Genomic DNA, 26599 nt, shown 5'->3' on the forward strand with positions numbered 1-26599 from the left:
CCCTTAAGGACATCCCATGACCACCACCGCCCACAGTCAGGTTGTACAAAAGCAATTCGGTGAGCAGGCCTCGGCCTACCTGAGCAGCGCCGTGCACGCTCAGGGCGCCGAGTTCGCGTTGCTACAGGCGGAGCTTGCCGGTCATGCCGGCGCCCGTGTGCTGGACCTGGGTTGCGGCGCCGGTCATGTGAGTTTCCATGTGGCGCCATTGGCCGCTGAAGTGGTGGCCTACGACCTGTCCCAGCAAATGCTGGACGTTGTGGCCGCGGCGGCAGCGGATCGGGGCCTGGGCAATATCGGCACGGTGCGCGGCGCCGCCGAACACCTGCCGTTCGCCGAGGGCGAGTTCGATTTCGTGTTCAGCCGTTATTCGGCGCATCATTGGAGCGATCTGGGCCTGGCCCTGCGGGAAGTGCGTCGGGTGCTCAAGCCGGGTGGGGTGGCGGCATTCATCGATATCCTTTCGCCGGGTGCGCCATTGCTGGACACCTACCTGCAAAGTGTCGAAGTGCTGCGCGACACCAGTCATGTGCGCGACTATTCGGCTGGCGAATGGCTGCGCCAGGTCAGCGAGGCGGGGTTGCATACCCGTAGCACATCGCGCCAGCGCCTGCGTCTGGAGTACCGCTCCTGGGTCGAGCGCATGCGCACGCCCGAAGTGATGCGCGCCGCGATCCTCGAGCTGCAACGCTCGATGGGCGATGAAGTGCGTGAATATTTTGAGATTGAGGCCGATGGTTCGTTCAGTACAGATGTACTGGTGCTGTGGGCCGAGCGATAGACTTTTCCCGGCCAGTCCCAGGTTGCAAAGCCTGGGGCGCGTCGACAGAGCAAATGAGGAATACATGAGCAAGCAGATTCTGATTCTCCCAGGCGACGGCATTGGTCCGGAAATCATGGCCGAAGCGGTCAAGGTCCTGGAGCTGGCGAACGACAAGTACGGCCTGGGCTTCGAGCTCAGCCACGACGTGATCGGTGGCGCGGCCATCGACAAGCACGGCGTGCCCCTGGCCGATGAGACCCTGGATCGCGCCCGTGCCGCCGACGCCGTGCTGCTGGGCGCCGTGGGCGGTCCGAAATGGGACAAGATCGAGCGCGACATTCGCCCCGAGCGCGGCCTGCTGAAAATCCGTGCGCAACTGGGCCTGTTCGGCAATCTACGTCCGGCGATCCTTTATCCGCAACTGGCTGATGCGTCGAGCCTGAAGCCGGAAATCGTCTCGGGCCTGGACATCCTCATCGTCCGTGAACTGACCGGCGGTATCTACTTCGGCGCCCCGCGTGGCACCCGTGAGCTGGATAATGGTGAGCGTCAGGCCTACGACACCCTGCCGTACAGCGAGAGTGAAATCCGCCGTATCGCCCGGGTCGGTTTCGACATGGCCCGCGTGCGAGGCAAGAAACTGTGCTCGGTGGACAAGGCCAACGTGCTGGCGTCCAGCCAATTGTGGCGCGAAGTGGTCGAGCAGGTGGCCAAGGATTACCCGGACATCGAACTGAGCCACATGTACGTCGACAACGCGGCCATGCAACTGGTGCGTGCGCCGAAGCAGTTCGATGTGATAGTCACCGACAACATGTTCGGCGACATTCTGTCCGACGAAGCGTCGATGCTCACGGGTTCCATCGGCATGCTGCCGTCGGCCTCCCTGGACGCCAACAATAAAGGCATGTACGAGCCGTGCCACGGTTCGGCGCCGGACATCGCGGGGCAGGGCATTGCCAACCCGCTGGCGACCATTCTGTCGGTGTCGATGATGTTGCGCTACAGCTTCAATCTCAACGCCGCCGCCGATGCCATCGAGAAGGCTGTCAGCGTGGTGTTGGACCAAGGGTTGCGCACCGGTGACATCTGGTCGGCCGGTTGTACCAAAGTCGGTACCCAGCAAATGGGCGACGCAGTAGTCGCCGCGCTGCGGAATCTGTAATCTCTCGGGCCCACTGCCTGGACGGTGGCCCACTTTTGTAAAGGTGTAGTTGCGATGAAACGTGTAGGTCTGATCGGTTGGCGCGGCATGGTCGGTTCCGTGCTCATGCAGCGAATGCTGGAAGAGCAGGATTTCGATCTCATCGAGCCGGTGTTTTTCACCACTTCCAATGTTGGTGGCCAGGGCCCTTCCGTGGGCAAGGACACCGGTGCGCTCAAGGATGCCTACAGCATTGAAGAGCTCAAGACCCTTGACGTGATCCTGACGTGCCAGGGTGGCGACTACACCAGCGAAGTCTTCCCCAAGCTGCGCGAAGCCGGCTGGCAGGGTTACTGGATCGACGCTGCTTCGAGCCTGCGCATGAAGGACGACGCGGTGATCATCCTCGACCCGGTGAACCGCAAGGTCATCGACCAGCAGCTGGACGCGGGCACGAAGAACTACATCGGCGGCAACTGCACCGTCAGCCTGATGCTGATGGGCCTGGGCGGCCTGTTCGAAGCCGGCCTGGTGGAATGGATGAGCGCCATGACCTACCAGGCGGCCTCCGGTGCCGGCGCGCAGAACATGCGTGAACTGATCAAGCAAATGGGCGCGACCCACGCAGCCGTCGCCGATGACCTGGCCAACCCGGCCAGCGCCATCCTGGACATCGACCGCAAGGTGGCCGAGGCAATGCGCAGCGATGCGTACCCGACCGAAAACTTCGGCGTGCCGCTGGCCGGCAGCCTGATTCCGTGGATCGACAAGGAACTGCCAAACGGCCAGAGCCGTGAAGAGTGGAAGGCTCAGGCTGAAACCAACAAGATCCTGGGACGCTTCAAGAGCCCGATCCCGGTGGATGGCATCTGCGTGCGCATTGGCGCCATGCGCTGCCACAGTCAGGCGCTGACCATCAAGTTGAACAAGGACGTGCCGATCGCCGACATCGAAGGGCTGATCAGCCAGCACAACCCATGGGTGAAACTGGTGCCGAACAACCGTGAAACCAGTATGCAGGAGCTGAGCCCGACCAAGGTCACCGGCACCCTGAACGTGCCGGTGGGCCGTTTGCGCAAACTGAACATGGGTTCGCAATTCGTCGGTGCTTTCACCGTCGGCGACCAACTGCTGTGGGGCGCGGCCGAACCGCTACGCCGCATGCTGCGGATCCTGCTCGAGCGTTGATCGGTTTGCTGCAGTGAAAGAGCCCGTGCCTTGCGAGAGGTGCGGGTTTTTTTATGGATATTGTGTTGGCTCTAATGGCCTCATCGCGGGCAAGCCTTGCTCCCACAGGTCTTGGGGCCATTGGATATCCCCTGTGGGAGCAAGGCTTGCCCGCGATGAGGTCGCCACAGTCACCGGAAATCCCAGCCCCATTTGCCTGCATACCTGCCACCCGGTAAAGTGCCGCTCCCCCCGTTTTGCCTGAGGTAGTCCCATGAGCCAGTCCTTCGATATTGCCGTGATCGGCGCCACCGGTACTGTCGGCGAAACCGTTGTCCAGATTCTCGAAGAACGCGACTTTCCCGTCGCCAACCTGCACCTGCTGGCCAGCAGTGAGTCGGCGGGCAGTTCGGTGGCGTTTCGAGGTAAAAACGTGCGGGTGCGGGAAGTCGATGAGTTCGATTTCAGCAAAGTCCAACTGGCGTTTTTCGCCGCCGGACCGGCAGTGACCCTGAGCTTCGCTCCCCGTGCCACCGCCGCCGGTTGCGCCTTGATCGATTTGTCGGGCGCTTTGCCACCGGAGCAGGCGCCGCAGATCGTGCCTGAAGCCAACGCCCACGTGCTGGCGGGGCTGGGCAAGCCCTTTCAGGTGAGCAGCCCCAGCGCATCGGCCACGACGCTGGCGGTCGCGTTGGCGCCGTTGCGGGACTGCCTGGATCTGCAGCGTATCAGCCTGACCGCCAATCTCGCCGTTTCCGCCCAGGGGCGTGTCGCGGTCAGCGAGTTGGCGCGCCAGACGGCCGAGCTGCTCAATGCCCGCCCGCTGGAGCCGAAGTTTTTCGACCGGCAGATGGCGTTCAATCTGCTGGCCCAGGTGGGGACGCCGGACGAGCAGGGCCATACACCGCTGGAAAAACGTCTTATGCGCGAGTTGCGGCAGGTGCTGGATCAAGCTTTATTAAAGATTTCCGTTACTTGCATTCAAGCCCCGGTGTTTTTCGGCGATAGCTTTAGCGTGACCGTGCAGTCTGCAACGCCCGTCGATCTGGCGAAAGTCAGTGCCGTCCTGGAAGCCGCGCCCGGCATCGAGCTGGTGGAGGCGGGTGATTATCCGACGCCCGTGGGCGACGCAGTGGGGCAGGACGTGGTTTATGTGGGACGCGTACGCGCCGGTATCGATGATCCGATGGAGCTCAATTTGTGGCTGACCACGGATAACGTGCGCAAGGGCGCGGCCCTCAACGCGGTGCAGGTGGCGGAGTTGTTGATAAAAGACCTGCTGTAAAAGATACTTGGCAACAATTTGTCGAATGATTCTAGCTGGGCGCTATGCTTGGCGAGAGTAATGAAGGCGAACCATGCTCCCGGAGTATTTCCGGGCATGTGTGAAACGATCGCGCGCACCGTTGTTTACTGGGGGCAGTGCGCAATGCCTCGCGGCGGCGACAACACTATCTTCTCGCTGGCCGAGGAATGTTCAAACAAAGGAAGAGGCTATGGTTCAAGTTCGCAAACTGGTGTTAGCAATAGCGGCCGCCTCGGCGCTGTCCTCCGGTATGGCGCAAGCGCTCGGGCTTGGGGAATTGACCCTCAAGTCGCCGCCGAACCAGCCTCTGGTCGCCGAGATCGAGTTGCTCGATGTGCAACAGCTGACCGCTGCCGAAGTCGTACCGAGCCTGGCCTCGCCCGAAGAATTCGCCAAGGCCGGCATCGACCGCCAGGCCTTTCTCAATGACCTGACCTTCACCCCAGTGATCAACGCCAGCGGCAAGAGCGTCCTGCGCGTGACCTCCAGCCGGCCGCTGTCCGAGCCGATGGTCAAGTTCCTGGTGCAGGTCCTGTGGCCCAACGGTCGCCTGCTGCGCGACTACAGCGTGCTGCTCGACCCTTCCAAGTTTTCGCCCCAGGCGGCCGAGGCGGCTCGACCGAAACCGCCCCAGGTCATCTCGACGCCGGTGACCGGTGCTACCAAGCCGTCCCAATACACCACCACGCCGCGCGACACCCTGTGGGAAATCGCCGCCAAGGCGCGCAACGGTGGCTCGGTCCAGCAAACCATGCTGGCGATCCAGGCGCTGAACCCGAACGCATTCATCGATGGCAACATTAACCTGCTCAAGACTGGCCAGGTGCTGCGCCTGCCGGATCCGGTGCAGAGCACCGCGTTGCCGCAGGCCCAGGCCATTGCCGAAGTGGCGGCGCAGAACGCGGCCTGGCGAGGGCGTCAGGGACGCCAGGGCGTGGCACGTAGCGGCCAGCAGCAACTGGACGCGACCAAGCGTGGCCGTGGCGAAAGCGCACCGGCGCAGGCCGTCGGTCGCGATAACCTGAGCCTGGTATCGGCCGAATCTGCGAAGAAAGGTGGCAAGGGCCCCGCCGGCGATGCCCAGGCTCTGAGCAACAAGCTTGCGATCACCCAGGAGAGCCTCGACTCGGCTCGCCGCGATAACGAAGAACTGAAAAGCCGCATGGCGGACCTGCAGAGCCAATTGGACAAATTGCAGCGCCTGATCGAGCTCAAGAACGATCAACTGGCCAAGATGCAGGCCGAAGGCGCCGCTGTACCACCGGCTCCCGGATCGACCCCGGCGATGTCGGCGCAACTGACGCCGCCGCCATCCTCGGCACAAGCTCCGACAACTGCGCCCGCACCGGCCGCCCAGACTACGCCGCAAGCCACGTCCGAGGCCGCCCCTGAAGCGACGCCGCCGGCTGCTCCTGCCGAGCAGAAGTACAACGACCTGCTGACCAATCCGATCCTGCTGGGATTGATCGGTGGTGGGGTGGTGATCCTGCTGTTGCTGCTGTTGTTACTCGCTCGTCGTCGCAAGGCGCAACAGGAAGCCGAGAAACATCTGCGCATGGCCCGAGCCCTCGAGGAGGAGGCCGACTTCTCCCCGGAGCTCGATCTGCCCCCGAGCAGCTTCGAGGGCATTGAAGTCCCACCGCCAAGCGTAAAACTCGAACCCAAGCCAGCGCCGGCGCCAGCGCCCAAGCCGGCTCCGGTCGTGGCTCCCGTTGTAGTTACGCCGCCTATCGCTGCGCCACTGGTAGCGCCGGCCGCCGATCGGTCCGACGACGTGCTGCCCCAGGCTCAGGCCCATATCGATCGTGGTCGCCTGAACCAGGCGGCTGACCTGCTCGAGCAAGGCATCAAGGCCGCACCACAACGCAGTGATCTGCGCCTTAAACTGATGGAGGTCTACGGTCAGCAGGGCGATCGTGACGCGTTCGTCGCCCAGGAGCGCCAGCTGGTGGCCAATGGCGATAATTACGCCCAGGTCGAACAACTCAAAAGCCGCTTCCCGGCCATGGCAGTCGCCGCCGGTGCCGGCCTGGCCGCCGCAGCAGTGGCCGCTGAGCTGGACGCGCAGTACGTCAAGGAACTGCTGGAAGACACGCCGCCGACCAATGAAGAGCTCGACAATGCTTTCGATCTGAGCCTGGACGACCTGGAGACCGCACCGACCACGCCGGTGCCCGAACCGGTTCCCGAGCTGGACGCATTCCCGGCCGACGATGACCTGAGTTTCGAGTCGGTGCTCAAGCAGCAGACCGAAGCCGCCGAAAGCCTGGACGACTTGTCGGAGTTCGACCTGGACCTGGGAGCCGATGCGCCAGCGCCGGCCCTGGCCGACGAAGATTTTCTGCTGGATCTGGACGACGACCTCAAGGGGCTGGACGTGTCGCCAGCCGAGACGCCGGCTCTGGACGATACCCCGGCCGATGACCTTGAGCTGCCGGCGGATTTCGACCTGTCCCTGGCCGATGAAATGGATGTTCCCGAGGCGCCGAAGGATCCTTTCGAGTCCGAACTGGACGATGTCAACGCAGAACTGGAGCGTCTGTCCGAGGGTCTGGGCCAGCCGTCTTTCACCGCTGAGGATGCTCTCGCCAGTGCGGAAGACGAGCCGGACTTCGATTTCCTCAGCGGCACCGACGAAGTGGCGACCAAACTCGACCTGGCCCAGGCTTACATCGACATGGGTGACAACGACGGCGCCCGGGATATCCTGGGTGAAGTCCTCAATGAAGGCGATGCGACCCAGAAGAGCGAAGCTCAGGAGATGTTGTCGCGCCTGGCCTGAGGTCATAGGGGTATTCAGAGCGGCAGCCGGTGAGGCTGCCGTTTTTGTTTGAGGGGAGGTGGCGTCTGCGCTGGCATCCCACCCCATCAGCCTTATAATGCCCGCCTTTGCGTACCTCAGCAGGCTGTAATTCTTTGGCAAACATAGACAATCCGGCCGCCGAAATGGCGGCCGACGGCTTTTTCCGGATCGCCCTGGGCGTTGAATACAAAGGCTCGCGCTATCGCGGCTGGCAGCGCCAGGCCTCCGGTGTGGCGACGGTGCAGCAGACCCTTGAAGAGGCGCTGTCCAAGGTCGCCGATTCACCCGTGTCGCTGCATTGCGCCGGTCGCACCGATGCCGGCGTGCACGCTTGCGGGCAAGTGGTGCATTTCGATACCCAGGCCGAGCGGTCGATGAAGGCCTGGGTCATGGGCGCCAACATCAACCTGCCACACGATGTCAGTGTCAGTTGGGCCAAGGTGATGCCCGCGCATTTCCATGCGCGTTTCAAGGCCATTGCCCGTCGCTATCGCTATGTGATCTACAACGACCAGATCCGTCCGGCGCACCTGAACGAAGAAATTACCTGGAACCATCGTCCGCTGGACGTCGAGCGCATGGCCGAGGCCGCGCAGTGCCTGGTCGGCGTCCACGATTTCAGCGCCTTCCGCGCCGGCCAGTGTCAGGCCAAATCGCCGATCAAGGAGCTGCATCACCTGCGTGTGACCCGTCACGGCAAGATGATCGTACTCGACATCCGCGCCAGCGCATTCCTGCATCACATGGTGCGCAACATTGCCGGGGTATTGATGACCATCGGCGCCGGCGAGCGGCCGGTGGAATGGGCCAAGGAAGTGCTCGACAGTCGCATCCGCCGCTCCGGTGGCGTGACGGCGCATCCGTTTGGCCTGTATCTGGTGCAAGTTGAATATCACAAGGAATTCGAGCTGCCGGAGCGTTACATCGGGCCACATTTCCTCACGGGCTTCTCGGAACTCGACGGCTGACGCCCTCCGCTGCATTTGCTACCATCCGGGACTTTCACGGATCTGCCTGAGGTTTTTCACGATATGCCAGCCGTTCGCAGCAAGATTTGCGGGATCACCCGCGTCGAGGACGCGTTGGCGGCAGTCGAGGCCGGGGCCGATGCCATCGGACTGGTGTTTTACGCCAAGAGTCCTCGGGCGGTGACGGTGCAGCAGGCAAGGGCGATCATCCGTGCATTACCGCCGTTCGTGACCCCCGTGGGCCTGTTCGTCAATGCCAGCCGTTGCGAGCTGGGCGAAATACTCGACGCGGTGCCGCTGGCGCTGTTGCAGTTCCACGGTGACGAGACGCCGGCCGATTGCGAAGGCTGGCATCGCCCGTACATCAAGGCGCTGCGGGTCAAGGCCGGTGATGATATCGCCGCCGGTTGCGAAGCTTTTGCCAGTGCCAGTGGCATTCTGCTGGACACGTATGTCGAAGGCATTCCCGGAGGGACCGGCGAGGCATTCGACTGGTCGCTGGTGCCCCAGGGTCTGAGCAAACCCATCATCCTGGCCGGAGGGTTGACGGCCGACAACGTGGCCGAAGCCATTCGCCAGGTCCGTCCGTACGCAGTGGATGTGAGCGGGGGGGTAGAGCAGGGCAAGGGCATCAAGGATCCAGAAAAGATTCGTGCGTTCATGGCTGCTGTGCGCAGCAGTCAGTCGCCAATGTGACGGCTGGCAGACTGCCGCCGTCCATACCTGCACTGTACAAAGCAGGCAGGCGCCGCCTCAGGGCGGGCCGATAGCGTAGTGGCAACCGCGGTGAAGCAGTTGTCGGAATGGCAGGGAAGGTCGAGCTGCTCGCAGGTCATGTTTCGCGCTGACCGTGGTGGCTCCCCGAACCCCGTCACACAATGAATTTAGCTCAAGGGCATACGCGGGGCCGCGAACCAGAGCGTTCGGGCCGCCGGTACTGGAGAAAGAAAGCATGAGCAACTGGTTGGTAGACAAACTGATCCCTTCGATCATGCGTTCCGAGGTGAAGAAAAGCTCGGTGCCCGAAGGTCTGTGGCACAAATGTCCATCCTGCGAAGCGGTGCTGTATCGCCCCGAGCTGGAAAAGACCCTGGATGTTTGCCCCAAGTGCAACCACCACATGCGCATCGGCGCACGTGCCCGTATCGACATCTTCCTGGACGCCGAAGGCCGTGTTGAGCTGGGTGCCGACCTGGAGCCCGTGGATCGCCTGAAATTCCGCGACGGCAAAAAATACAAGGACCGCCTGACCGCGGCCCAGAAGCAGACCGGTGAAAAGGACGCCCTGGTGTCCATGAGCGGTACGCTGCTGGGCATGCCGGTAGTGGTTTCGGCCTTTGAATTCTCGTTCATGGGCGGGTCCATGGGCGCCATCGTCGGCGAGCGCTTTGTTCGTGCCGCCAACCATGCCCTGGAAAACCGTTGCCCGATGGTCTGCTTCTCCGCTTCCGGCGGTGCGCGGATGCAGGAAGCGCTGATCTCCCTGATGCAGATGGCCAAGACCTCCGCGGTGCTGGCGCGTCTGCGAGAGGAAGGCATTCCATTCATCTCGGTACTGACCGATCCGGTCTATGGCGGCGTATCGGCTAGCCTGGCGATGCTTGGCGACGTGATCGTCGGCGAGCCGAAGGCCCTGATCGGCTTCGCCGGTCCGCGCGTGATCGAGCAGACCGTTCGCGAAAAACTGCCGGAAGGCTTCCAGCGCAGCGAATTCCTGCTGGAGCACGGCGCCATCGACATGATCATCCATCGCCAGGAGCTGCGTCCGCGCCTGGGTAACCTGCTGGCGCAACTGATGGGCCTGCCGACGCCTAAGTATGTCGCCACGCCCATCGAGCCGATGGTCGTTCCACCGGCGCCTGCGGGCCTATGATCCAACGTACCCTGAGCGAATGGCTGGCCTATCTCGAGCAGCTGCACCCGTCGGCTATCGACATGGGGCTGGAGCGCTCTCAGGTCGTCATGTCCCGCATGGGGCTGGGCAAGCCGGCCCCCAGGGTCATCACTGTCACCGGCACCAATGGCAAGGGGTCGACCTGCGCCTTCATGGCCTCGCTGTTGCGGGCCCAGGGGCTGAGTGTCGGTGTGTACAGCTCGCCGCACCTGCTGCGTTATAACGAGCGGGTGCAGATCAACGGCGTCGAGGCTGGCGACGCCGAGCTGTGCGAGGCCTTCGTCGCGGTGGAAGCCGGGCGAGGCGAGATATCCCTGACCTATTTCGAGATGGGCACTCTTGCGGCGTTCTGGTTGTTCGCGCGTGCCGGTCTCGATGCCGTTGTGCTGGAAGTGGGCCTGGGAGGTCGCCTGGACGCCGTCAACCTGGTGGATCCAGACGTCGCGCTGGTGACCAGTATCGGCGTGGACCATGCCGATTACCTGGGCGACACCCGCGAATCCGTGGCTTTCGAAAAGGCCGGGATCTTCCGTCAGGGCGCGCCTGCGCTCTGCGGCGACCTCGATCCACCACAGCCATTGCTGGACAAGGCTCGGGAACTGGCCTGTCCGTTTTTCCTGCGTGGGCGCGATTTCGATCTGGCCATGACCGAGCAGCATTGGCAATGGCGTGGCAGCGATGCCCAGGGTAATCCGGTGGAGTTGCATGACCTGCCGCTGCTGGACCTGCCAATGGAGAATGCCGCGCTGGCACTCCAGGCCTACCGGTTGCTGGGGCTGCCCTGGGATGCCGGCCAGATCGTCAAGGCCTTGCAAGCGACCCGTGTCGTCGGCCGGCTCGATCGCCGCACGTTCGATTGGCAGGGCAAGCGCCTGAGCCTGCTGCTGGATGTCGGCCACAACCCCCATGCGGCGCACTACCTGGCCGAGCGCCTGGCTCGTCGGCCTGTGGCGGGGCGGCGACTGGCGGTATTCGGGTTGCTGTCCGACAAGGATCTGGATGGCGTGGTCGAGGCGTTGAGTGCTAGTGTCCAGCATTGGGCAGTCGCGCCGCTGGACTCGCCGCGCTCGCGTCCGGCGACACAATTGCAGGCGGCCTTGCAGGCGCGTGGCGCTTCGGTAGATGCTTATGCAAGTGTGGTCGCCGCGCTGGAAGGGCAGTGCGCCCTGGCGACCGCCGACGACGAAATCCTGGTGTTCGGATCATTTTTTTGTGTCGCCGAGGCCCTTCAATGGCTGAGCCGGCGCTCCACGGAGGAAGCTGCAGATGGCATTGCTGGATAAGGCATACAAGCAGCGCATGGTAGGGGCCCTGGTATTGGTGGCCCTGGCGGTGATTTTCCTGCCGATGCTGTTTTCCCGTCAGGACGAGCAGCGTCAGGTCACGGTCGATGCACCGGCCGCGCCCCAGGCGCCGGCGATGCCACCGGTGCAGGTCGAGCCGGTGACGGTGCCTGAGCCCCAGGCGCTGCCCCAGGAGCCAGTTCCAAGCGATGAAGAACTGGCCGCGCAACCCGCGCCTGCCATGCCGATCACGCCCGCTCCAGCGGCTCCTGCGGCGCCGACCGCTGCACCGGCTGCACCGACTACATCGAGCAAGCCGCCTGTTGCAGCGGCTCCTGCGCCAGCCGCGCCTGCTGCTCCGGCAGCCAAGCCGGCACCGAGCCAGCCGATCACCGCTGCGCCGACCAAGCCGGACACCACCCAGAGTCGTGTGGACGCCAATGGCCTGTCGGTCAGTTGGTCCGTGCAACTGGCCAGCCTGACCAGTCGCGAAAGCGCCGAGAACCTGCAGAAATCCCTGCGCAGCCAGGGGTACAACGCCTACATTCGTTCCGCCGATGGCAAGAACCGGGTGTTTGTCGGGCCGTTGATCGAGCGTGCCGAGGCCGATCGCCTGCGGGACTTGCTCGGTCGCCAGCAGAACCTCAAGGGCTTTGTGGTGCGCTTCCAGCCGGAGCGCGGTTGATTGCGGTTCGCCTGATTTGAATCACACTGACAATCGCAGCTTACCGACAGCTCTGCGCTCTGCTAAAATGCGCCGCCTTATCCGTCTGTAGGCTGCACCGTGCCATTTACCTGGGTTGACTGGGCGATCGTTGCGATCGTCGCTATCTCCGCATTGATCAGTCTGAGCCGCGGCTTCGTCAAGGAAGCCCTCTCGCTGCTGACCTGGATCATCGCGGGAGTCGTAGCCTGGATGTTTGGTGGCTCGCTGTCCCAGTACCTCGCCGGATACATCGAAACGCCGTCGGCTCGCGTCATCGCGGGCTGTGCCATTCTGTTTATCGCCACCTTGCTGGTCGGCGCAATGATCAACTATCTGATCGGCGAACTGATCCGCGTCACCGGGCTTTCCGGGACGGACCGGTTCCTGGGCATGGCTTTCGGCGCCGCGCGTGGCGCGTTGCTGGTGGTCGTGGCCGTCGGGCTGCTGAGCCTGGGGCCGGTACAACAGGATAAGTGGTGGCAGGAGTCCCGGCTCGTGCCACAATTTTTATTGGTCGCAGACTGGTCCAAGAACCTGATCCTGGGTTGGAGCAGTCAGTGGCTTGCCAGCGGTATCAGCGTACCCGCTGAAATACCGTTCAAGGAACAGCTCTTGCCGATGGCCAAAACGCCTCAGTAAGGGTTGTTCAGTTCAGATCCATTAAGTAGGGGTTGCGTCGCATGTGTGGCATCGTCGGTATCGTCGGTAAGTCGAACGTCAATCAGGCGCTGTATGACGCGCTAACCGTGCTCCAGCACCGCGGCCAGGACGCTGCCGGTATCGTGACCAGCCATGATGGCCGGTTGTTCCTGCGCAAGGATAACGGCCTGGTGCGTGACGTGTTCCAACAGCGCCACATGCAGCGCCTGGTCGGCCACATGGGCATCGGCCATGTGCGTTATCCGACCGCGGGCAGCTCGACCTCGGCTGAAGCTCAGCCGTTCTACGTCAACTCGCCGTACGGCATCACCCTGGCACACAACGGCAACCTGACCAACGTCGAACAGCTCGCCAAGGAAATCTACGAATCGGACCTGCGTCACGTCAACACCAGCTCCGACTCGGAAGTGATGCTCAACGTGTTCGCCCACGAGCTGGCCCAGCGCGGCAAGCTTCAGCCTACCGAAGAGGACGTGTTCGCCGCCGTGTCGGAAGTGCATAACCGTTGCGTTGGCGGCTACTCGGTGGTGGCGATGATCACTGGCTACGGTATCGTCGGTTTCCGTGATCCCCATGGCATCCGCCCGATCGTGTTCGGCCAGCGTCACACCGACGAAGGCGTCGAGTACATGATCGCCTCCGAAAGCGTGTCCCTGGACGTGCTGGGCTTCACGCTGATTCGCGACCTGGCCCCGGGCGAAGCGGTCTACATCACTGAAGACGGCAAGCTGTTTACCCGCCAATGCGCGACCAACCCGTCGCTGACGCCCTGCATCTTCGAACACGTGTATCTGGCGCGCCCTGACTCGATCATGGACGGTGTCTCGGTCTACAAGGCGCGCCTGCGCATGGGCGAGAAGCTGGCCGAGAAGATCCTGCGCGAGCGTCCGGACCACGACATCGATGTCGTTATCCCGATCCCGGACACCAGCCGCACCGCGGCCCTGGAGTTGGCGAACCACCTGGGCGTCAAGTTCCGTGAAGGCTTCGTGAAGAACCGCTACATCGGTCGTACCTTCATCATGCCGGGTCAGGCTGCGCGGAAAAAATCCGTGCGCCAGAAGCTCAACGCCATCGAGCTGGAATTCCGTGGCAAGAACGTGATGCTGGTAGACGACTCCATCGTACGCGGCACCACCTGCAAGCAGATCATCCAGATGGCCCGCGAAGCCGGCGCCAAGAACGTGTACTTCTGCTCGGCGGCCCCGGCCGTGCGCTACCCGAACGTCTACGGCATCGACATGCCGAGTGCTCATGAGCTGATCGCTCATAACCGTACCACCCAGGAAGTGGCCGACCTGATCGGCGCCGACTGGCTGATCTACCAGGACCTGCCGGACCTGATCGAGGCGGTCGGTGGCGGCAAGATCAAGATCGAGCAGTTCGACTGCGCGGTGTTCGACGGCAAGTACGTCACCGGCGACATCGACGAGGCTTACCTGAACAAGATCGAAAGCGCTCGTAACGATGCGTCCAAGGCCAAGACCCAGGCGGTCAGTGCGATCATCGATCTGTACAACAACTGAGTGACAAACCGGCCCTGAGGGGCCGGTTTGCGTTAAACCGATTGAAGGAGTGGCAGCATGAGTCAGGATTGGGATGCCGGTCGGCTGGACAGCGACCTTGAAGGCGTAGCGTTCGACACCCTGGCGGTACGCGCCGGCCAGCATCGTACGCCAGAAGCCGAACATGGCGATCCGATGTTCTTCACTTCCAGCTATGTGTTCCGTACCGCTGCCGATGCGGCGGCCCGGTTTGCCGGTGAAGTGCCGGGCAACGTCTACTCGCGCTATACCAACCCCACCGTGCGAGCGTTCGAAGAGCGTATCGCCGCGCTCGAAGGCGCCGAGCAAGCGGTTGCCACCGCCACCGGCATGGCCGCGATCATGGCGGTGGTGATGAGCTTGTGCAGCGCCGGTGACCACGTACTGGTGTCGCGCAGCGTCTTCGGCTCGACCATCAGCCTGTTCGAGAAATACTTCAAGCGCTTCGGCGTGGAAGTCGATTACGTGCCCTTGGCTGACCTGTCCGCTTGGGATGCGGCAATCAAGACCAATACCAAGCTGTTGTTCGTCGAATCGCCTTCCAATCCGCTGGCCGAGCTGGTGGACATCGCCGCCCTGGCGGAAATCGCCCATGCCAAGGGCGCCATGCTGGTGGTGGACAACTGCTTCTGCACTCCGGTGCTGCAACAGCCGTTGAAGCTGGGGGCGGACGTGGTGGTGCACTCGGCGACCAAGTTCATTGACGGCCAGGGGCGTTGCATGGGCGGTGTGGTGGCCGGCCGTGGCGAGCAGATGAAAGAAGTGGTGGGCTTCCTTCGCACTGCCGGTCCGACCCTCAGCCCGTTCAACGCCTGGGTTTTCCTCAAGGGGCTGGAAACCCTGGGATTGCGCATGAAGGCCCACTGCGCCAATGCCCAGGCGCTGGCCGAGTGGCTGGAGCAGCAGGACGGCATCGAGAAGGTGCATTACGCCGGTCTCAAGAGCCATCCGCAGCACGAACTGGCCGTGCGTCAGCAGCGTGGTTTCGGTGCAGTGGTGAGCTTCGAGGTCAAGGGTGGCAAGGAGGGCGCCTGGCGTTTCATCGACGCGACCCGTCTGGTCTCCATTACGGCGAACCTGGGCGACAGCAAAACCACCATTACCCATCCGAGCACCACCTCCCATGGTCGTTTGTCGCCCCAGGAACGTGAGTCGGCAGGCATCCGTGACAGCCTGATCCGCGTTGCGGTCGGCCTGGAGGATGTAACGGACCTGCAGGCCGATCTGGCTCGTGGGTTGGCGGCCTTGTGATTGACGGCATTCATGGCCGGGTTGCGCTCGTAACGGGGGCCGCCCGGGGCATTGGTCTCGGCATCGCGGCCTGGCTGATCTGTGAAGGCTGGCAGGTGGTCCTGACCGACCGGGATCGCGAGCGCGGTTCCCGGGTCGCCAAGGCCCTCGGAGATAACGCATGGTTCGTTGGCATGGACGTGGCGGACGAAGCACAGGTCGCAACGGGCATCGCCGAAGTGCTCGGTCAGTTCGGTCGCCTTGACGCGCTGGTATGCAATGCCGCCATTGCCGATCCCCACAACATCACCCTGGAAAGCCTCGACCTGGCTTACTGGAATCGAGTCCTGGCGGTCAACCTGAGCGGACCGATGCTGCTGGCCAAGCACTGTGCGCCATACCTGCGTGCCCACAACGGCGCCATCGTCAATCTGGCATCGACCCGTGCCGCGCAGTCCGAGCCTGACACCGAGGCCTATGCAGCCAGCAAGGGCGGGCTCCTGGCCCTGACCCATGCCTTGGCGATCAGCCTGGGGCCAGAGATCCGCGTCAACGCCGTGAGCCCCGGCTGGATCGACGCGCGGGACCCTTCGCAGCGCCGTGCAGAGCCGCTGACCGATGCCGATCATGCGCAGCATCCGGCGGGCAGGGTGGGTACGGTAGAAGACGTAGCGGCCATGGTGGCGTGGTTGTTGTCGCGCAATGCCGGTTTCGTCACGGGCCAGGAGTTCGTGGTGGACGGTGGCATGACCAAGAAAATGATTTACGAATAAGAACAGCGGCGAGCTGCGAGCGATTTCGCGGTGTTGGCGTTTCTGCTTGCAGCTTGTCGCTCGAAGCTGTTTTTGAAAAAAACTCAATCCTGCTATTGACTTAGCTTCGGCACCTGCGTAAATTTCGCGGCCTCAGCGAAGCAAAGGGTGATTAGCTCAGCCGGGAGAGCGTCTGCCTTACAAGCAGAATGTCGGCGGTTCGATCCCGTCATCACCCACCATGTTCCATGAGAGTCTTGCGAGAGCAAGATGGAAGCTGTCAGAAGCCTCCACCGACGCGCAGCGGTAGTTCAGTCGGTTAGAATACCGGCCTGTCACGCCGGGGGTCGCGGGTTCGAGTCCCGTCCGCTGCGCCATATTTTCCGAAGCAGGTTCGCCTGATTCGAGATCGAAACCCAAGGGTTCCGATCAGATGAGTTAACTGGACGCAAGTCCATAGCGATACGCAGCGGTAGTTCAGTCGGTTAGAATACCGGCCTGTCACGCCGGGGGTCGCGGGTTCGAGTCCCGTCCGCTGCGCCATATCTGCTTCGAGGCCCACTGAACGCCTTGAAGCTAAGAAGAGAACCGCAAGGTTTCTTCCAATCGATAGCAAAGACCCTGGTCGAAAGACCGGGGTTTTTTGTTTCTGCCTGTCCAAACCTGACCCGTTCTGTTTTTGAAAGCGTGAGTTGTGGTTTGTGCGCATTCCATCACAGGGAAGTATGAGCGCTCACCTGCGCAGGGGAGTGAGACGTTGATGCTGGACTTCTGATGAGTTTTGGAGGTTGTGCCTGGTTCAAACGGGCCCATCCGGCTCGTGCTTCAGCAGGTCCGACAGGCGGGTCAGCCCCTGGGTCAACGCCTCGAAAGACGGGCCACCCAGACACAGGCGAATACCGGTCATCTGTTCATCGCGATCCACCATCAGCGATTGTGGTGTCGTCACCCTGATGCCCGCCTGGGCTGCCGCTTTCGTCAAGCGCTCAGCGGCGTCACGAGGCATTGGTAGCCAGATGTGATAAGCGTCCGGGTGCGAGACGCATTCGGTGTCGCCGAGCCATTCGGCGGCGAGGCTGGTCCTGCGCCGAGCTTCATGACGCAAGTCCTGCTGGATGGAGGCGATGACGCCGTTGGACAGCCAGTCTTCCACCACGGCGCAGGACAACGGCGACGGGCCCAGGGGAATGTCCTGCAGATGTTCCTGCGCAGCGTCATGCATTTCAGCGGGCAGCGTGAGCATGCCGATTCTCAACCCGGGGCCGAGGGACTTGGACAGGCCATTGACGTGCAACACCCTTTCGGGCGCCAGCGTCGCAAGGGCAGGCACTGGCGCAGATCCCAGCGCGTGGACACCATCCTCGATGATCCAGGCACCCGCTTGTCGACAGACCTCGACGATAGCCTGCCGTCGCGCCGCACTCATCGTCGCCGTGGTGGGGTTGTGAAGGGTGGGAGTGAGATAGACCACTTTGCCGGCGGTCGTTGCGAGACGGTCGAGGGCGTGCGCAAGCGCCTCCGGCAGCATGCCTTGCCCATCGATCTCGATCCCCTGCATCCGATAGCCTTTGCGCCGGGCCAGCGCAATCGCGCCGGGATACGTGAGGCGTTCCGTCAGGATCACCCCGTGGGGGCCGCAGGCGAGGTCGAAAGCCAGGGAAATGGCCTGGCGGGCATTGCCCGTCAGCACCAAGTGGGACGGTTCAACCGCGATGCCGAGGGTTTCGAGCCAACGGGCCAGCAGGCGCCGATGTTCCAGGTGTCCGGCGGGGGGTGAGTAGAGATTGAGATGATCGGCGTCGATCTTGCGAGCGATACCGGTCAAGGTTTGCGCCAGGAGACGGCTCGTCAACATGGCGGGGGGCACATTGGATGAAAGATCGATCAGTTGCTGCCCGTGTGCCTGCAGGATGGCCACGAACGTTGCCCGACCCTTGACGCTGCGTACCAGACCTCGCCGTTCCAGGGCGGCATACGCTTTCGTCACCGTACCCAACCCGACCCCCAGCTGCCATGCGAGCTGTCGATGGGCGGGGAGGCGGTCGCCACTTTTCAATCGTCCTTCAACGATGTCGTCAGCCAGGGCGCACACCAGGCGTTCTGATGCGTTCGCTTCGATGTCCGCAAGGCGGGGTATCCAGGGCGATTGAAGGCGCATGGTGAGTATCCGGTGAATGAATAGTGTCGCGTGACACTATTTAAATAGTCATGAAGTGTCACGCGCATTATGGTGTTTCCAAATCATTCGTTAAACCGCGACAGCAGCAGGGAGCGCCAGATGTTCAGCCATGTCACCGTGGGGGCGCAGGACTTTGAGCGGGCCGGCCATTTCCTGAATAAGCCTATTCACGGGGTTCGACCTCCATTCCCGGGAGCGTCCTTATGATCGACCATCCGATCATGCTCGCCTTTGGCAGCTACATCCTTGCCGCCGCCAGCCCAGGCCCCAGCAATATGGCGATCAAGGGTGTGGCGATGCGTGACGGGCGCTCCCACGCCCTGGTCCTGGCGTCCGGCGTCATGACAGGTTCGCTCTTCTGGGCATTCCTGGCGGCAACGGGCATCTCCGCCTTGTTGACGGCTTGTGCTCAGGCACTCTTCGTCATCAAGGTGGCGGGTGGGGTCTATTTGCTTTACCTGGCGATGCGTGCGGGCAAGGCTGCCATGGCATCGACACACGAGAGCGCCGGTGCGGTTGCCGGACGGGAGGCTCGGCGTTATCTACCTCTGTACCGCCAGGGCGTGCTCATGCACATCGGCAACCCCAAGGCCGTCATGTCCTGGATAGCGATCATGTCGCTCGGGCTCCGTGAAGACGCGCCAGTCGGTACTTTGCCTGTGATCATCGGCGGTTGCGCCTTGCTCGGCATCATCATCTTCGGCGGCTACGCCATCGTGTTTTCGGCGGCTACGCCATCGTGTTTTCGACGGCCAGGATGATTGCCGGCTACACCCGGCTGCGGCGCTGGGTTCAAGGGCTGTTCTCTGCGCTGTTTGCGGTCGCGGGATTGAAGCTCCTCGTGTCGTCTCACTGATGTTCCGGTGTTGTGAAGTCGCGAGGAAAAACGAAGGCGGATGCCTCGATCGGTCGCCAGCCCATGAATGGCAACCACCAGCGCACTATCGTCGAAGACCTGGTCACAGGCAGCCCTCACTTGTCACGCGGGGCTGCCGAGCGTGGGGTTACACCCCAAGCTTGTCCCGCAACCCGTAATACCAAGCCCCCAGCGCCGCAAACGGCGTGCGCAACAACTGGCCGCCAGGGAACGGGTAATGGGGCAGGTCGGCAAACGCATCGAAGCGCTCGGCCTGGCCGCGCAACGCTTCCGCCAGAACCTTGCCCGCCAGATGCGTATACGTCACGCCATGACCGCTGCAACCCTGGGAATAATAGATGTTGTCCCCCAGGCGCCCGACCTGAGGAAGACGCGACAGCGTCAGCAGGAAATTGCCCGTCCAGGCGTAATCGATCTTTACATGCTTGAGCTGAGGGAAGGCCTTGAGCATCTTCGGTCGAATGATCGCTTCGATGTTAGCCGGATCCCTGGCGCCATAGACCACGCCGCCCCCGAAGATCAGGCGCTTGTCACTCGTCAGCCGGTAATAGTCCAACAGGTAGTTGCAGTCTTCGACGCAATAGTCCTGGGGCAGCAGGCTATGGGCCAACTCGTCCCCCAGCGGCTCGGTGGTGATGACCTGCGTGCCGCACGGCATGGACTTGGCCGCCAGCTCCGGTACCAGATTCCCCAGATACGCGTTGCCGGCCACGATAATGAACCTGGCCCTGACCTTGCCTTGTGGCGTATGCACCACCGGGCTGGCGCCACGCTCAATTCGAACGGCCGGTGATTGTTCGTAGATGACACCGCCAAGGGACTCCACGGCCGCCGCTTCACCCAGTGCCAGGTTGAGCGGATGAATATGGCCGCCGCTCATGTCCAGCATACCGCCGACATACTCATCGCAAGCCACCACCTCGCGAATGCGACGCTGATCCATCAGTTCCAGCTGGGTATGACCGAAGCGCTCCCATAAGCGTTTCTGGGACTCCAGATGACCCATCTGTTTGGCGGTAAGGGCCGCGAACACACCGCCGTCCTTCAAATCGCACTGGATCTGATACTTCGCCACCCGCTCGCGAATGATCCGACCGCCCTCGAACGCCATATTGCCCAGCAACTGCGCCTGCGCAGGCCCGACACTGCGTTCGATCACATCAATATCGCGGCTGTAGCTGTTAACGATTTGCCCGCCGTTGCGACCCGAAGCACCAAACCCCACCTTCGCCGCCTCGACAATCGTGACCTTGAAACCGTTCTCCAGCAAAAACAGGGCAGAGGACAGGCCGGTGTAACCCGCGCCGATGACACACACGTCGGTTTCGACGTCATCCTGCAGGACCGGGCGCGACGGCGTCGGGTTGGCCGACGCGGCGTAATAGGATGCTGGATAAGGAGTGTTCGCCATTCTGCAACCTCTGTTTTATATTTTTTACGAGTGCGCCGATCCTACCCGAGATAAAAATCGGCCGCCAGCCACCGCAAAAACTTCGTCGCGGCGGCGAAATTAAATATTTTGCATATTCATAGGGTTAGGTGAAAAAAAGGTGTTGACACCCCTTTGGAATTCCGTAGAATGCCGCCTCACAGCAGGCACGTAGCTCAGTTGGTTAGAGCACCACCTTGACATGGTGGGGGTCGTTGGTTCGAGTCCAATCGCGCCTACCAAACAAAATCCGCTCTGCTGGGCGGTCTAGAAGGGGGCACCGGAAACGGTGGCCCCTTTTTGCTTTCTGCGATTTGCAAACATTCACACTCGTCCCTGCGTACGTCCCCTCGCTCCGGCATTTATCACAGCAGTGACTGACCCACCGTTATCGCGGACCGGCCCGCTCCCACCGCGAGACCGGTAGAAAAGCCCTGCACATTTGGATCATTAACTTGTCAGTTATGGTCATTGAGCGGTCGCCCCCGGCCTTTTAGGCTGTTGGGCATGACTGACGGAGGCCGCAGAGCTTTCGCATTTTTTCCGTGATTTGCCCGTTGTGGAGTGACCAATGACCGCCTCTCATTACCCGCACCTGCTGGCCCCGTTGGATCTGGGTTTCACCACGCTGCGCAACCGTACCCTGATGGGGTCGATGCACACGGGCCTTGAGGAGAAGCCTGGTGGCTTCGAGCGCATGGCGGCGTATTTTGCCGAGCGTGCCCGGGGCGGCGTGGGGCTGATGGTCACCGGCGGGATTGCGCCGAACGACGAGGGTGGGGTCTATTCCGGCGCAGCCAAGCTGACCACGGAAGAAGAGGCGCTCAAGCACAATATTGTGACCCGGGCCGTGCACGAGGCCGGAGGCAAGATCTGCATGCAGATCCTCCATGCCGGACGTTATGCCTACAGCCCCAAGCAGGTGGCGCCAAGCGCGATCCAGGCGCCGATCAACCCGTTCAAGCCCAAGGAGCTGGACGAAGCGGGCATCGAAAAACAGATCAGTGACTTCGTCAGCTGTTCGGTATTGGCCCGCCAGGCGGAATACGACGGTGTCGAGATCATGGGCTCGGAGGGTTATTTCATTAACCAGTTCCTCGCGGCCCACACCAACCATCGCACCGACCGTTGGGGCGGCAGCTATGAAAACCGCATGCGCCTGCCCGTGGAGATCGTTCGTCGGGTACGCGAGGCGGTTGGCCCGGATTTCATCATTATCTTTCGCTTGTCGATGCTGGATCTGGTGGAGGGCGGCAGTACCTGGGAAGAGATCGTTCAGTTGGCCAAAGCCATCGAACAGGCCGGGGCGACGATCATCAACACCGGTATCGGCTGGCATGAAGCACGGATCCCGACCATCGCCACCAAGGTTCCGCGTGCAGCGTTCAGCAAGGTCACGGCCAAGCTGCGCGGCTCGGTGAGCATTCCGCTGATCACCACCAACCGCATCAACACGCCGGAAGTCGCCGAGCGGATCCTGGCCGAAGGTGACGCCGACATGGTGTCCATGGCTCGGCCGTTCCTGGCGGACCCGGAGTTCGTCAACAAGGCAGCCGCCGGCCGGGCGGATGAGATCAATACCTGTATCGGCTGCAACCAGGCCTGCCTCGACCATACCTTCGGCGGCAAGCTGACCAGTTGCCTGGTGAACCCACGGGCGTGTCATGAAACCGAGCTCAACTACCTGCCGGTGACCCAGGTGAAGAAAATCGCCGTGGTCGGTGCCGGCCCGGCCGGGCTGTCTGCCGCGACCGTGGCGGCCGAGCGCGGTCATCAGGTGACGCTGTTCGATTCGGCCAGTGAGATCGGTGGGCAGTTCAATATCGCCAAGCGGGTGCCGGGCAAGGAAGAGTTCTACGAGACCTTGCGCTACTTCAACCGCAAACTGCAGACCTCCAATGTCGAAGTGTGCCTCAACACCCGCGTGGATGTGGCGCAACTGGTGGCAGGGGGTTACGACGAGATCATTCTCGCCACCGGTATCGCGCCACGGGTTCCGGCGATTCCTGGTGTGGAGCATGCCAAAGTCCTGAGCTATCTGGACGTGATCCTGGAGCGCAAGCCGGTAGGCCGCCGTGTTGCGGTGATCGGGGCGGGCGGTATCGGCTTTGACGTGTCGGAGTTCCTGGTTCACCAGGGCGTCGCCACCAGCCAGGATCGCGAAGCCTTCTGGAAGGAATGGGGTATCGACACCCGACTGGAGGCGCGTGGCGGCGTGGCCGGGATCAAGGCCGAGCCCCATGCGCCGGCGCGTCAGGTATTCCTGTTGCAGCGCAAGACTTCCAAGGTCGGTGATGGTCTGGGCAAGACCACTGGCTGGATTCACCGCACGGGGCTGAAGAACAAACAGGTGCAGATGCTCAACAGCGTTCAGTACCTGAAGATCGACGACGAAGGTCTGCATGTCCGCATCGGCGAAACCGGCGAGCCGCAGGTGTTGGCGGTGGACAACATTGTGATCTGCGCCGGCCAGGATCCGCTGCGCGAACTCCAGGAAGGTCTGGAAGCGGCGGGTCAGACCGTCCACCTCATCGGCGGCGCCGACGTGGCGGCGGAGCTGGATGCCAAGCGGGCGATCAACCAGGGTTCGCGATTGGCGGCGCAGTTGTAAGGTCTGACTTCTCACCGATTCTTGTAGGAGCGGGCGATCCCGCTCCTACAAATGCAGTGGGGTGAGCCTGGTTACTGCGGTCATCCGCGACCAAACTGATAAGATGCGGCCTCTTCCTGCAAGGCTTGCCGCAATGCTCCTTCCCGCCCTCGACTGGCACCCGCAACCCAAACTCGAACGGCTTTCTCTGGACTGGCTTAGCCGTGCCGGTGTCGAGGTGGCGGTGTTGCGCCTGGACCGGATCGATCCGCTGATCAGCGGCAACAAATGGTTCAAGTTGCGCCATCATCTGCGTATCGCGCATGAGGCTGGAGCCAGCGGCCTCATGAGCCTGGGCGGTGCCTACTCCAATCATCTGCATGCCCTGGCTGCGGCCGGTAAGCGTTTCGGGTTCCCAACGGTCGGGCTGTTGCGAGGACATCCTCGGGAGACGCCGACCGTGTTCGATCTGCAAGCGTTCGGCATGACCCTGCACTGGTTGGGTTACGGTGGATACCGAGAGCGACACGCTGCGGATTTCTGGCGACCCTGGCAGGTGCGTTATCCGCATTTGCATCCAGTGCCCGAGGGTGGTTCGGGGTTGCCCGGCGCGCAAGGCTGCATGGCCTGGGTGGCCAGCGCCCGTGCGCAGCTGGCGGCCTTGGAGTGGGCGGATTATCACGGCTGGTGGTTGGCCTGCGGCACGGGAACGTCGTTGGCGGGGTTGGTGCTGGCGGAAGCGGGGGAGCGACCGGTCCATGGCGTGCTCGCGGTGCCCGAGGATCACGGTGTGGCGTCGCAGGTCGCAAGCATCCTGCGAGAAGCCGGCCTTGCTAATCCGCGTTATGAGCTGCTCGACGGCAGCCGTGACGGGTTCGCCCGGGTCGACGCCGAGCTCAGCGCTTTCATCAGGGCGACCGATACCCTCGAGTTGGAGCCGCTGTACACCGGCAAGGCGCTGATGATGCTTAAGGCACGGGTGGAAACCGGGCAGTTCGCACCCGGCACCCGCCTGATCTTCGTCCATACCGGCGGCATGCAAGGCCGCCGTGGATTCGAGTGACGGGCTGTCAGCCGCGTTTGGGCATCATGCGCAGCAGTGTGTTATCGCGCACCACGTAGTGGTGATACAGCCCGGCCAGGGCATGCAGGCCGATCAGCCAATAGCCGATGGTGCCACCCAGTACGTGCCAGCTCTCGAGCTGCTTGGCGAAATCCTTGTCCTGATCGACGAGCAATGGCAGGTCGAACCCATAGAACATCACTTGATGCCCTTCGGCGCTGGTGATAAGCCAGCCCAGCAGTGGCATGGCGATCATGAACACGTACAGCGCCCAATGCATCAGGCGCGCCAGAACGGTCTGCCAGGCAGGCGATGCCGGAAATATCGCCGGTGCCTTGCCTATGCTGCGGGCGAACAGGCGCAGCCAGACCAGCAGGAACACCGTCAGACCAAGCATGAAATGCGCTTCCTTGATCAGCGTTCGACCGCCACTGCCCTTGGGAAAGATCCCGCGTAATTCGATGCAGGCATAGACCACCGCCAGCAGCACCAGCATCAGCCAGTGCAGGGCGACCGTGACGGTACTGTATCGGCTCTCGGAGCTTTTCCAGGGCATTGCAATATCTCCAACTGTCAGGGTGAGCACCGTCTTGAGCGGCGTTGTGTTTACTGTAAGCCCGTTTCGCTGGGTTTGCTTGTGCCAGATCAGGTTTTGCCGGCTCGGCGCAGGTGGGATTCTGCGCGAGCCAGCCCCCCTTCGTCGTGTCAGGCTGTGGTGTCGGGAGGGTTCAAGAGCCAGTCGAACAGTAGCCTTGCGTCCCGGTTGCCTGATGCGGGTTTACGTGGCGCGGCGACTTGTCCGCTGCCGGTGTCGATGGCGCCAGGACATAGCACTGGCCGGTCGGGGTCGCCATCGAGGAAGCTCACCAGCACTTCACTGCCGGCTATCAGGGGGCTGTTGCCATTGGACATCCGTCGCGACACGGGCAGCGCGACGCCTTCCTGGTCCGGGGTCCACAGGCTGACCTGGATCCGCCCACGCTCGTCGGGTGTGGCTGGCTGGTTCGGTGGGCCGAGTACGTAGGCAATGTGATAACCGGGAACGCAGGGCTTGGGGTGGTCGAGGGCTGGCCTGAACACCGTAGACCAGGGAATGGCCGAGAAACGGCTTCGGTAGTCCCGGACCGGCGGCGAGAGGGATGGATTCGCTTCGAGAATGGACGCTTGCTGCCCGCTATGCTCGACCTCGGTGACAAGCCATTGGTCGTTGAAGGTGGAAATCGGGTGCCCTGCGATTTGCATGACCTGACCGCTGCGCAGCACGGGCAGGGTAGTTTGACCGCAGACTTGCCGTTGTCGACAGCGCAACCGTTCCAGGTTCCGACGCCCGACCTGGTGGGCATGAGCCAGGGCTGGATTGCCCCGCACTGGCTCGCGATCGGCATCGTTGAAGGCATGATTCGCGGCGTTGGCGGTGGCGCGGGTCGTTGCACGGTCGCTGAAGCGGGGAGGCAGGGAGGGCGTCGAGTGCTGGTAATGCTGGTAGAGCCGCTCGATCGGCGGTTGGCAATTGGCGTCGGCACGCAGGAAAAGTTCGCCCGGTCGCGTGGGAAAGCTTTTCGGATCTTCTGCGAATACCACGACATGACCGTAGGGCGTATGTTCGAAGTGGTAATGGATGCCTTCTTCCTCGCACAGCCGTTGCAGCAACTCCAGGTCGCTTTCCTCGTACTGGATGCAGAACGGACGACACGGGTACTGCCCATGGGGCAATTCGAAACGGTAACTGTGGGTGGGCAGAGCGTGGTCCTCCAGCAGGCATTGGAGGATCTGGACGACGCTGAGTCTCTGGAAAACCCGTCGTTTCGGGCCTTGTTCCAGCATCTGCAGAAAAGGAACCAGTGTCAGGCGATAGCCGATACGGTGCGGGGCATGGGCGCTGAGGCTGACGTCGTACACGATTCCGTGCACACCCGTTGTGCGGTCCATGTACAGGAAGGCCGGTTGCCCCAGTAATGCGTCGGGGCTGATGGGAGGGGCCAGGCCGATCAGTTCGAGGTCGAAGCGATACGGCTGGTTGAGCGCTTCCCGACCGCTGAACCGCAGCACTTGCAGGCGCAAGTCGCTTTGCGTGAGCGTCAGGCTGAAGGGGCTTTCCGTGTCATTGCGCATTGCAGTGCTTACTTGAGAATGAAAGCCACGAGGGTACGAAACCATTGGGCAAAACGGGTGAGGCGAGTCGCTATTTCAGAAAACCCCTACAACGCGTTGCGAAAATGTCGATTTTCCAGGGTGCATTTT

Annotated in this window: 21 protein-coding genes and 4 tRNA genes; 21 read left to right on the forward strand and 4 right to left on the reverse strand. The window is 62.3% G+C overall.

The annotated features are described in order from the left end of the window. The first annotated feature begins 16 nt into the window (after positions 1–16). The 17 genes from LCU97_RS23100 (at position 17) to LCU97_RS23180 (ending at position 16763) form a co-directional block, all read left to right on the forward strand. Positions 17–781 (forward strand): class I SAM-dependent methyltransferase, encoded by a 765-nt coding sequence (locus LCU97_RS23100; RefSeq protein WP_232777874.1) that lies wholly within the window; start codon positions 17–19, stop codon positions 779–781. A gap of 64 nt (positions 782–845) precedes the next feature. Then, complete coding sequence (gene leuB / locus LCU97_RS23105) at positions 846–1928, forward strand: 3-isopropylmalate dehydrogenase (RefSeq protein ID WP_053154750.1); 1083 nt, start codon at positions 846–848, stop codon at positions 1926–1928. Positions 1929–1982: 54 nt separating this feature from the next. Continuing rightward, positions 1983–3095 carry an aspartate-semialdehyde dehydrogenase gene (gene asd / locus LCU97_RS23110; protein ID WP_053154747.1) on the forward strand — a complete coding sequence of 371 codons (1113 nt, stop codon included), beginning with the start codon at positions 1983–1985 and terminating at the stop codon, positions 3093–3095. 253 nt (positions 3096–3348) lie between these two features. Further along, positions 3349–4359, forward strand: a complete 1011-nt coding sequence (locus LCU97_RS23115) for an aspartate-semialdehyde dehydrogenase (protein ID WP_232777875.1) — start codon at positions 3349–3351, stop codon at positions 4357–4359. A gap of 211 nt (positions 4360–4570) precedes the next feature. Next, entirely contained in the window at positions 4571–7162 is a 2592-nt protein-coding gene (locus tag LCU97_RS23120) for a FimV/HubP family polar landmark protein (RefSeq protein ID WP_232777876.1), read from the forward strand. Between the two features lie 164 nt (positions 7163–7326). Further along, on the forward strand, positions 7327–8151 hold the full coding sequence (truA, locus tag LCU97_RS23125) for a tRNA pseudouridine(38-40) synthase TruA (RefSeq protein WP_232777899.1): 825 nt from the start codon (positions 7327–7329) through the stop codon (positions 8149–8151). Positions 8152–8214: 63 nt separating this feature from the next. Continuing rightward, complete coding sequence (locus tag LCU97_RS23130; RefSeq protein WP_053154739.1) at positions 8215–8847, forward strand: phosphoribosylanthranilate isomerase; 633 nt, start codon at positions 8215–8217, stop codon at positions 8845–8847. A 256-nt stretch (positions 8848–9103) separates the two neighbouring features. Then, positions 9104–10024, forward strand: a complete 921-nt coding sequence (gene accD / locus LCU97_RS23135) for an acetyl-CoA carboxylase, carboxyltransferase subunit beta (protein WP_053154736.1) — start codon at positions 9104–9106, stop codon at positions 10022–10024. Continuing rightward, on the forward strand, positions 10021–11328 hold the full coding sequence (folC, locus tag LCU97_RS23140) for a bifunctional tetrahydrofolate synthase/dihydrofolate synthase (protein WP_232777877.1): 1308 nt from the start codon (positions 10021–10023) through the stop codon (positions 11326–11328). Before accD ends, folC begins: the two co-directional genes overlap by 4 nt. Continuing rightward, entirely contained in the window at positions 11312–12013 is a 702-nt protein-coding gene (locus tag LCU97_RS23145) for an SPOR domain-containing protein (RefSeq protein WP_232777878.1), read from the forward strand. Before folC ends, LCU97_RS23145 begins: the two co-directional genes overlap by 17 nt. Positions 12014–12112: 99 nt before the next feature. Next, positions 12113–12673, forward strand: coding sequence for a CvpA family protein (locus tag LCU97_RS23150; protein ID WP_053154729.1), 561 nt, complete (start codon positions 12113–12115; stop codon positions 12671–12673). A gap of 41 nt (positions 12674–12714) precedes the next feature. Then, positions 12715–14220 carry an amidophosphoribosyltransferase gene (gene purF, locus LCU97_RS23155; RefSeq protein ID WP_232777879.1) on the forward strand — a complete coding sequence of 502 codons (1506 nt, stop codon included), beginning with the start codon at positions 12715–12717 and terminating at the stop codon, positions 14218–14220. 57 nt (positions 14221–14277) lie between these two features. Next, the gene (locus tag LCU97_RS23160) at positions 14278–15489 is read left to right on the forward strand and encodes an O-succinylhomoserine sulfhydrylase (RefSeq protein WP_232777880.1); all 1212 of its coding nucleotides are present in this window, start codon (positions 14278–14280) and stop codon (positions 15487–15489) included. Next, positions 15486–16241, forward strand: coding sequence for an SDR family oxidoreductase (locus tag LCU97_RS23165; RefSeq protein ID WP_053154722.1), 756 nt, complete (start codon positions 15486–15488; stop codon positions 16239–16241). The genes LCU97_RS23160 and LCU97_RS23165 overlap by 4 nt, the downstream gene beginning before the upstream one ends. A 145-nt stretch (positions 16242–16386) precedes the next feature. After that, positions 16387–16462, forward strand: a tRNA-Val gene (locus tag LCU97_RS23170). Positions 16463–16520: 58 nt separating this feature from the next. Further along, a tRNA-Asp gene (locus LCU97_RS23175) sits at positions 16521–16597 on the forward strand. 89 nt (positions 16598–16686) lie between these two features. Then, positions 16687–16763: transfer RNA gene (locus LCU97_RS23180), tRNA-Asp, on the forward strand. A gap of 256 nt (positions 16764–17019) precedes the next feature. Here LCU97_RS23180 and LCU97_RS23185 read toward each other — a convergent pair. Beyond that, the gene (locus tag LCU97_RS23185) at positions 17020–18378 is read right to left on the reverse strand and encodes an aminotransferase-like domain-containing protein (RefSeq protein ID WP_232777881.1); all 1359 of its coding nucleotides are present in this window, start codon (positions 18376–18378) and stop codon (positions 17020–17022) included. A gap of 224 nt (positions 18379–18602) precedes the next feature. Here LCU97_RS23185 and LCU97_RS23190 point away from each other — a divergent pair, with 224 nt between their 5' ends. Continuing rightward, positions 18603–19160 (forward strand): LysE family translocator, encoded by a 558-nt coding sequence (locus LCU97_RS23190; RefSeq protein ID WP_232777882.1) that lies wholly within the window; start codon positions 18603–18605, stop codon positions 19158–19160. Between the two features lie 243 nt (positions 19161–19403). Here the strand turns inward: LCU97_RS23190 and LCU97_RS23195 are convergent, their stop codons facing one another. Next, positions 19404–20687 carry an NAD(P)/FAD-dependent oxidoreductase gene (locus LCU97_RS23195; protein WP_053154715.1) on the reverse strand — a complete coding sequence of 428 codons (1284 nt, stop codon included), beginning with the start codon at positions 20685–20687 and terminating at the stop codon, positions 19404–19406. A gap of 183 nt (positions 20688–20870) precedes the next feature. On the opposite strand from LCU97_RS23195, the gene LCU97_RS23200 reads away from it, so the two are divergent. From LCU97_RS23200 to LCU97_RS23210, 3 genes are all read left to right on the forward strand, one after another. Continuing rightward, a tRNA-Val gene (locus LCU97_RS23200) sits at positions 20871–20947 on the forward strand. A gap of 329 nt (positions 20948–21276) precedes the next feature. Beyond that, positions 21277–23316 carry an oxidoreductase gene (locus LCU97_RS23205; RefSeq protein WP_232777883.1) on the forward strand — a complete coding sequence of 680 codons (2040 nt, stop codon included), beginning with the start codon at positions 21277–21279 and terminating at the stop codon, positions 23314–23316. Between the two features lie 133 nt (positions 23317–23449). Continuing rightward, positions 23450–24358 carry a 1-aminocyclopropane-1-carboxylate deaminase/D-cysteine desulfhydrase gene (locus LCU97_RS23210; protein ID WP_232777884.1) on the forward strand — a complete coding sequence of 303 codons (909 nt, stop codon included), beginning with the start codon at positions 23450–23452 and terminating at the stop codon, positions 24356–24358. A gap of 7 nt (positions 24359–24365) precedes the next feature. On the opposite strand, the gene LCU97_RS23215 is transcribed toward LCU97_RS23210, so the two are convergent. Continuing rightward, positions 24366–24914, reverse strand: a complete 549-nt coding sequence (locus LCU97_RS23215) for a cytochrome b (RefSeq protein ID WP_232777885.1) — start codon at positions 24912–24914, stop codon at positions 24366–24368. A 149-nt stretch (positions 24915–25063) separates the two neighbouring features. Further along, positions 25064–26470 carry a type VI secretion system Vgr family protein gene (locus tag LCU97_RS23220; RefSeq protein ID WP_232777886.1) on the reverse strand — a complete coding sequence of 469 codons (1407 nt, stop codon included), beginning with the start codon at positions 26468–26470 and terminating at the stop codon, positions 25064–25066. Between the last annotated feature and the right edge of the window lie 129 nt (positions 26471–26599).

Origin of the sequence: Pseudomonas uvaldensis (assembly GCF_021271205.1) — a bacterium.
Classification (GTDB): Bacteria; Pseudomonadota; Gammaproteobacteria; order Pseudomonadales; family Pseudomonadaceae; genus Aquipseudomonas; species Aquipseudomonas uvaldensis.

Excerpts from the sequence above, each read along its gene's own strand:
- leuB (WP_053154750.1), top strand. The coding sequence starts at position 846 with ATGAGCAAGCAGATTCTGATTCTCCCAGGCGACGGCATTGGTCCGGAA.
- LCU97_RS23100 (WP_232777874.1), top strand. The coding sequence starts at position 17 with ATGACCACCACCGCCCACAGTCAGGTTGTACAAAAGCAATTCGGTGAG.
- LCU97_RS23190 (WP_232777882.1), top strand. The coding sequence starts at position 18,603 with ATGATCGACCATCCGATCATGCTCGCCTTTGGCAGCTACATCCTTGCC.
- LCU97_RS23195 (WP_053154715.1), bottom strand. The coding sequence starts at position 20,687 with ATGGCGAACACTCCTTATCCAGCATCCTATTACGCCGCGTCGGCCAAC.
- LCU97_RS23115 (WP_232777875.1), top strand. The coding sequence starts at position 3,349 with ATGAGCCAGTCCTTCGATATTGCCGTGATCGGCGCCACCGGTACTGTC.
- folC (WP_232777877.1), top strand. The coding sequence starts at position 10,021 with ATGATCCAACGTACCCTGAGCGAATGGCTGGCCTATCTCGAGCAGCTG.
- LCU97_RS23185 (WP_232777881.1), bottom strand. The coding sequence starts at position 18,378 with ATGCGCCTTCAATCGCCCTGGATACCCCGCCTTGCGGACATCGAAGCG.
- asd (WP_053154747.1), top strand. The coding sequence starts at position 1,983 with ATGAAACGTGTAGGTCTGATCGGTTGGCGCGGCATGGTCGGTTCCGTG.
- LCU97_RS23215 (WP_232777885.1), bottom strand. The coding sequence starts at position 24,914 with ATGCCCTGGAAAAGCTCCGAGAGCCGATACAGTACCGTCACGGTCGCC.
- LCU97_RS23220 (WP_232777886.1), bottom strand. The coding sequence starts at position 26,470 with ATGCGCAATGACACGGAAAGCCCCTTCAGCCTGACGCTCACGCAAAGC.
- purF (WP_232777879.1), top strand. The coding sequence starts at position 12,715 with ATGTGTGGCATCGTCGGTATCGTCGGTAAGTCGAACGTCAATCAGGCG.
- truA (WP_232777899.1), top strand. The coding sequence starts at position 7,327 with ATGGCGGCCGACGGCTTTTTCCGGATCGCCCTGGGCGTTGAATACAAA.
- LCU97_RS23130 (WP_053154739.1), top strand. The coding sequence starts at position 8,215 with ATGCCAGCCGTTCGCAGCAAGATTTGCGGGATCACCCGCGTCGAGGAC.
- LCU97_RS23210 (WP_232777884.1), top strand. The coding sequence starts at position 23,450 with ATGCTCCTTCCCGCCCTCGACTGGCACCCGCAACCCAAACTCGAACGG.
- LCU97_RS23205 (WP_232777883.1), top strand. The coding sequence starts at position 21,277 with ATGACCGCCTCTCATTACCCGCACCTGCTGGCCCCGTTGGATCTGGGT.
- LCU97_RS23160 (WP_232777880.1), top strand. The coding sequence starts at position 14,278 with ATGAGTCAGGATTGGGATGCCGGTCGGCTGGACAGCGACCTTGAAGGC.
- LCU97_RS23120 (WP_232777876.1), top strand. The coding sequence starts at position 4,571 with ATGGTTCAAGTTCGCAAACTGGTGTTAGCAATAGCGGCCGCCTCGGCG.
- accD (WP_053154736.1), top strand. The coding sequence starts at position 9,104 with ATGAGCAACTGGTTGGTAGACAAACTGATCCCTTCGATCATGCGTTCC.
- LCU97_RS23145 (WP_232777878.1), top strand. The coding sequence starts at position 11,312 with ATGGCATTGCTGGATAAGGCATACAAGCAGCGCATGGTAGGGGCCCTG.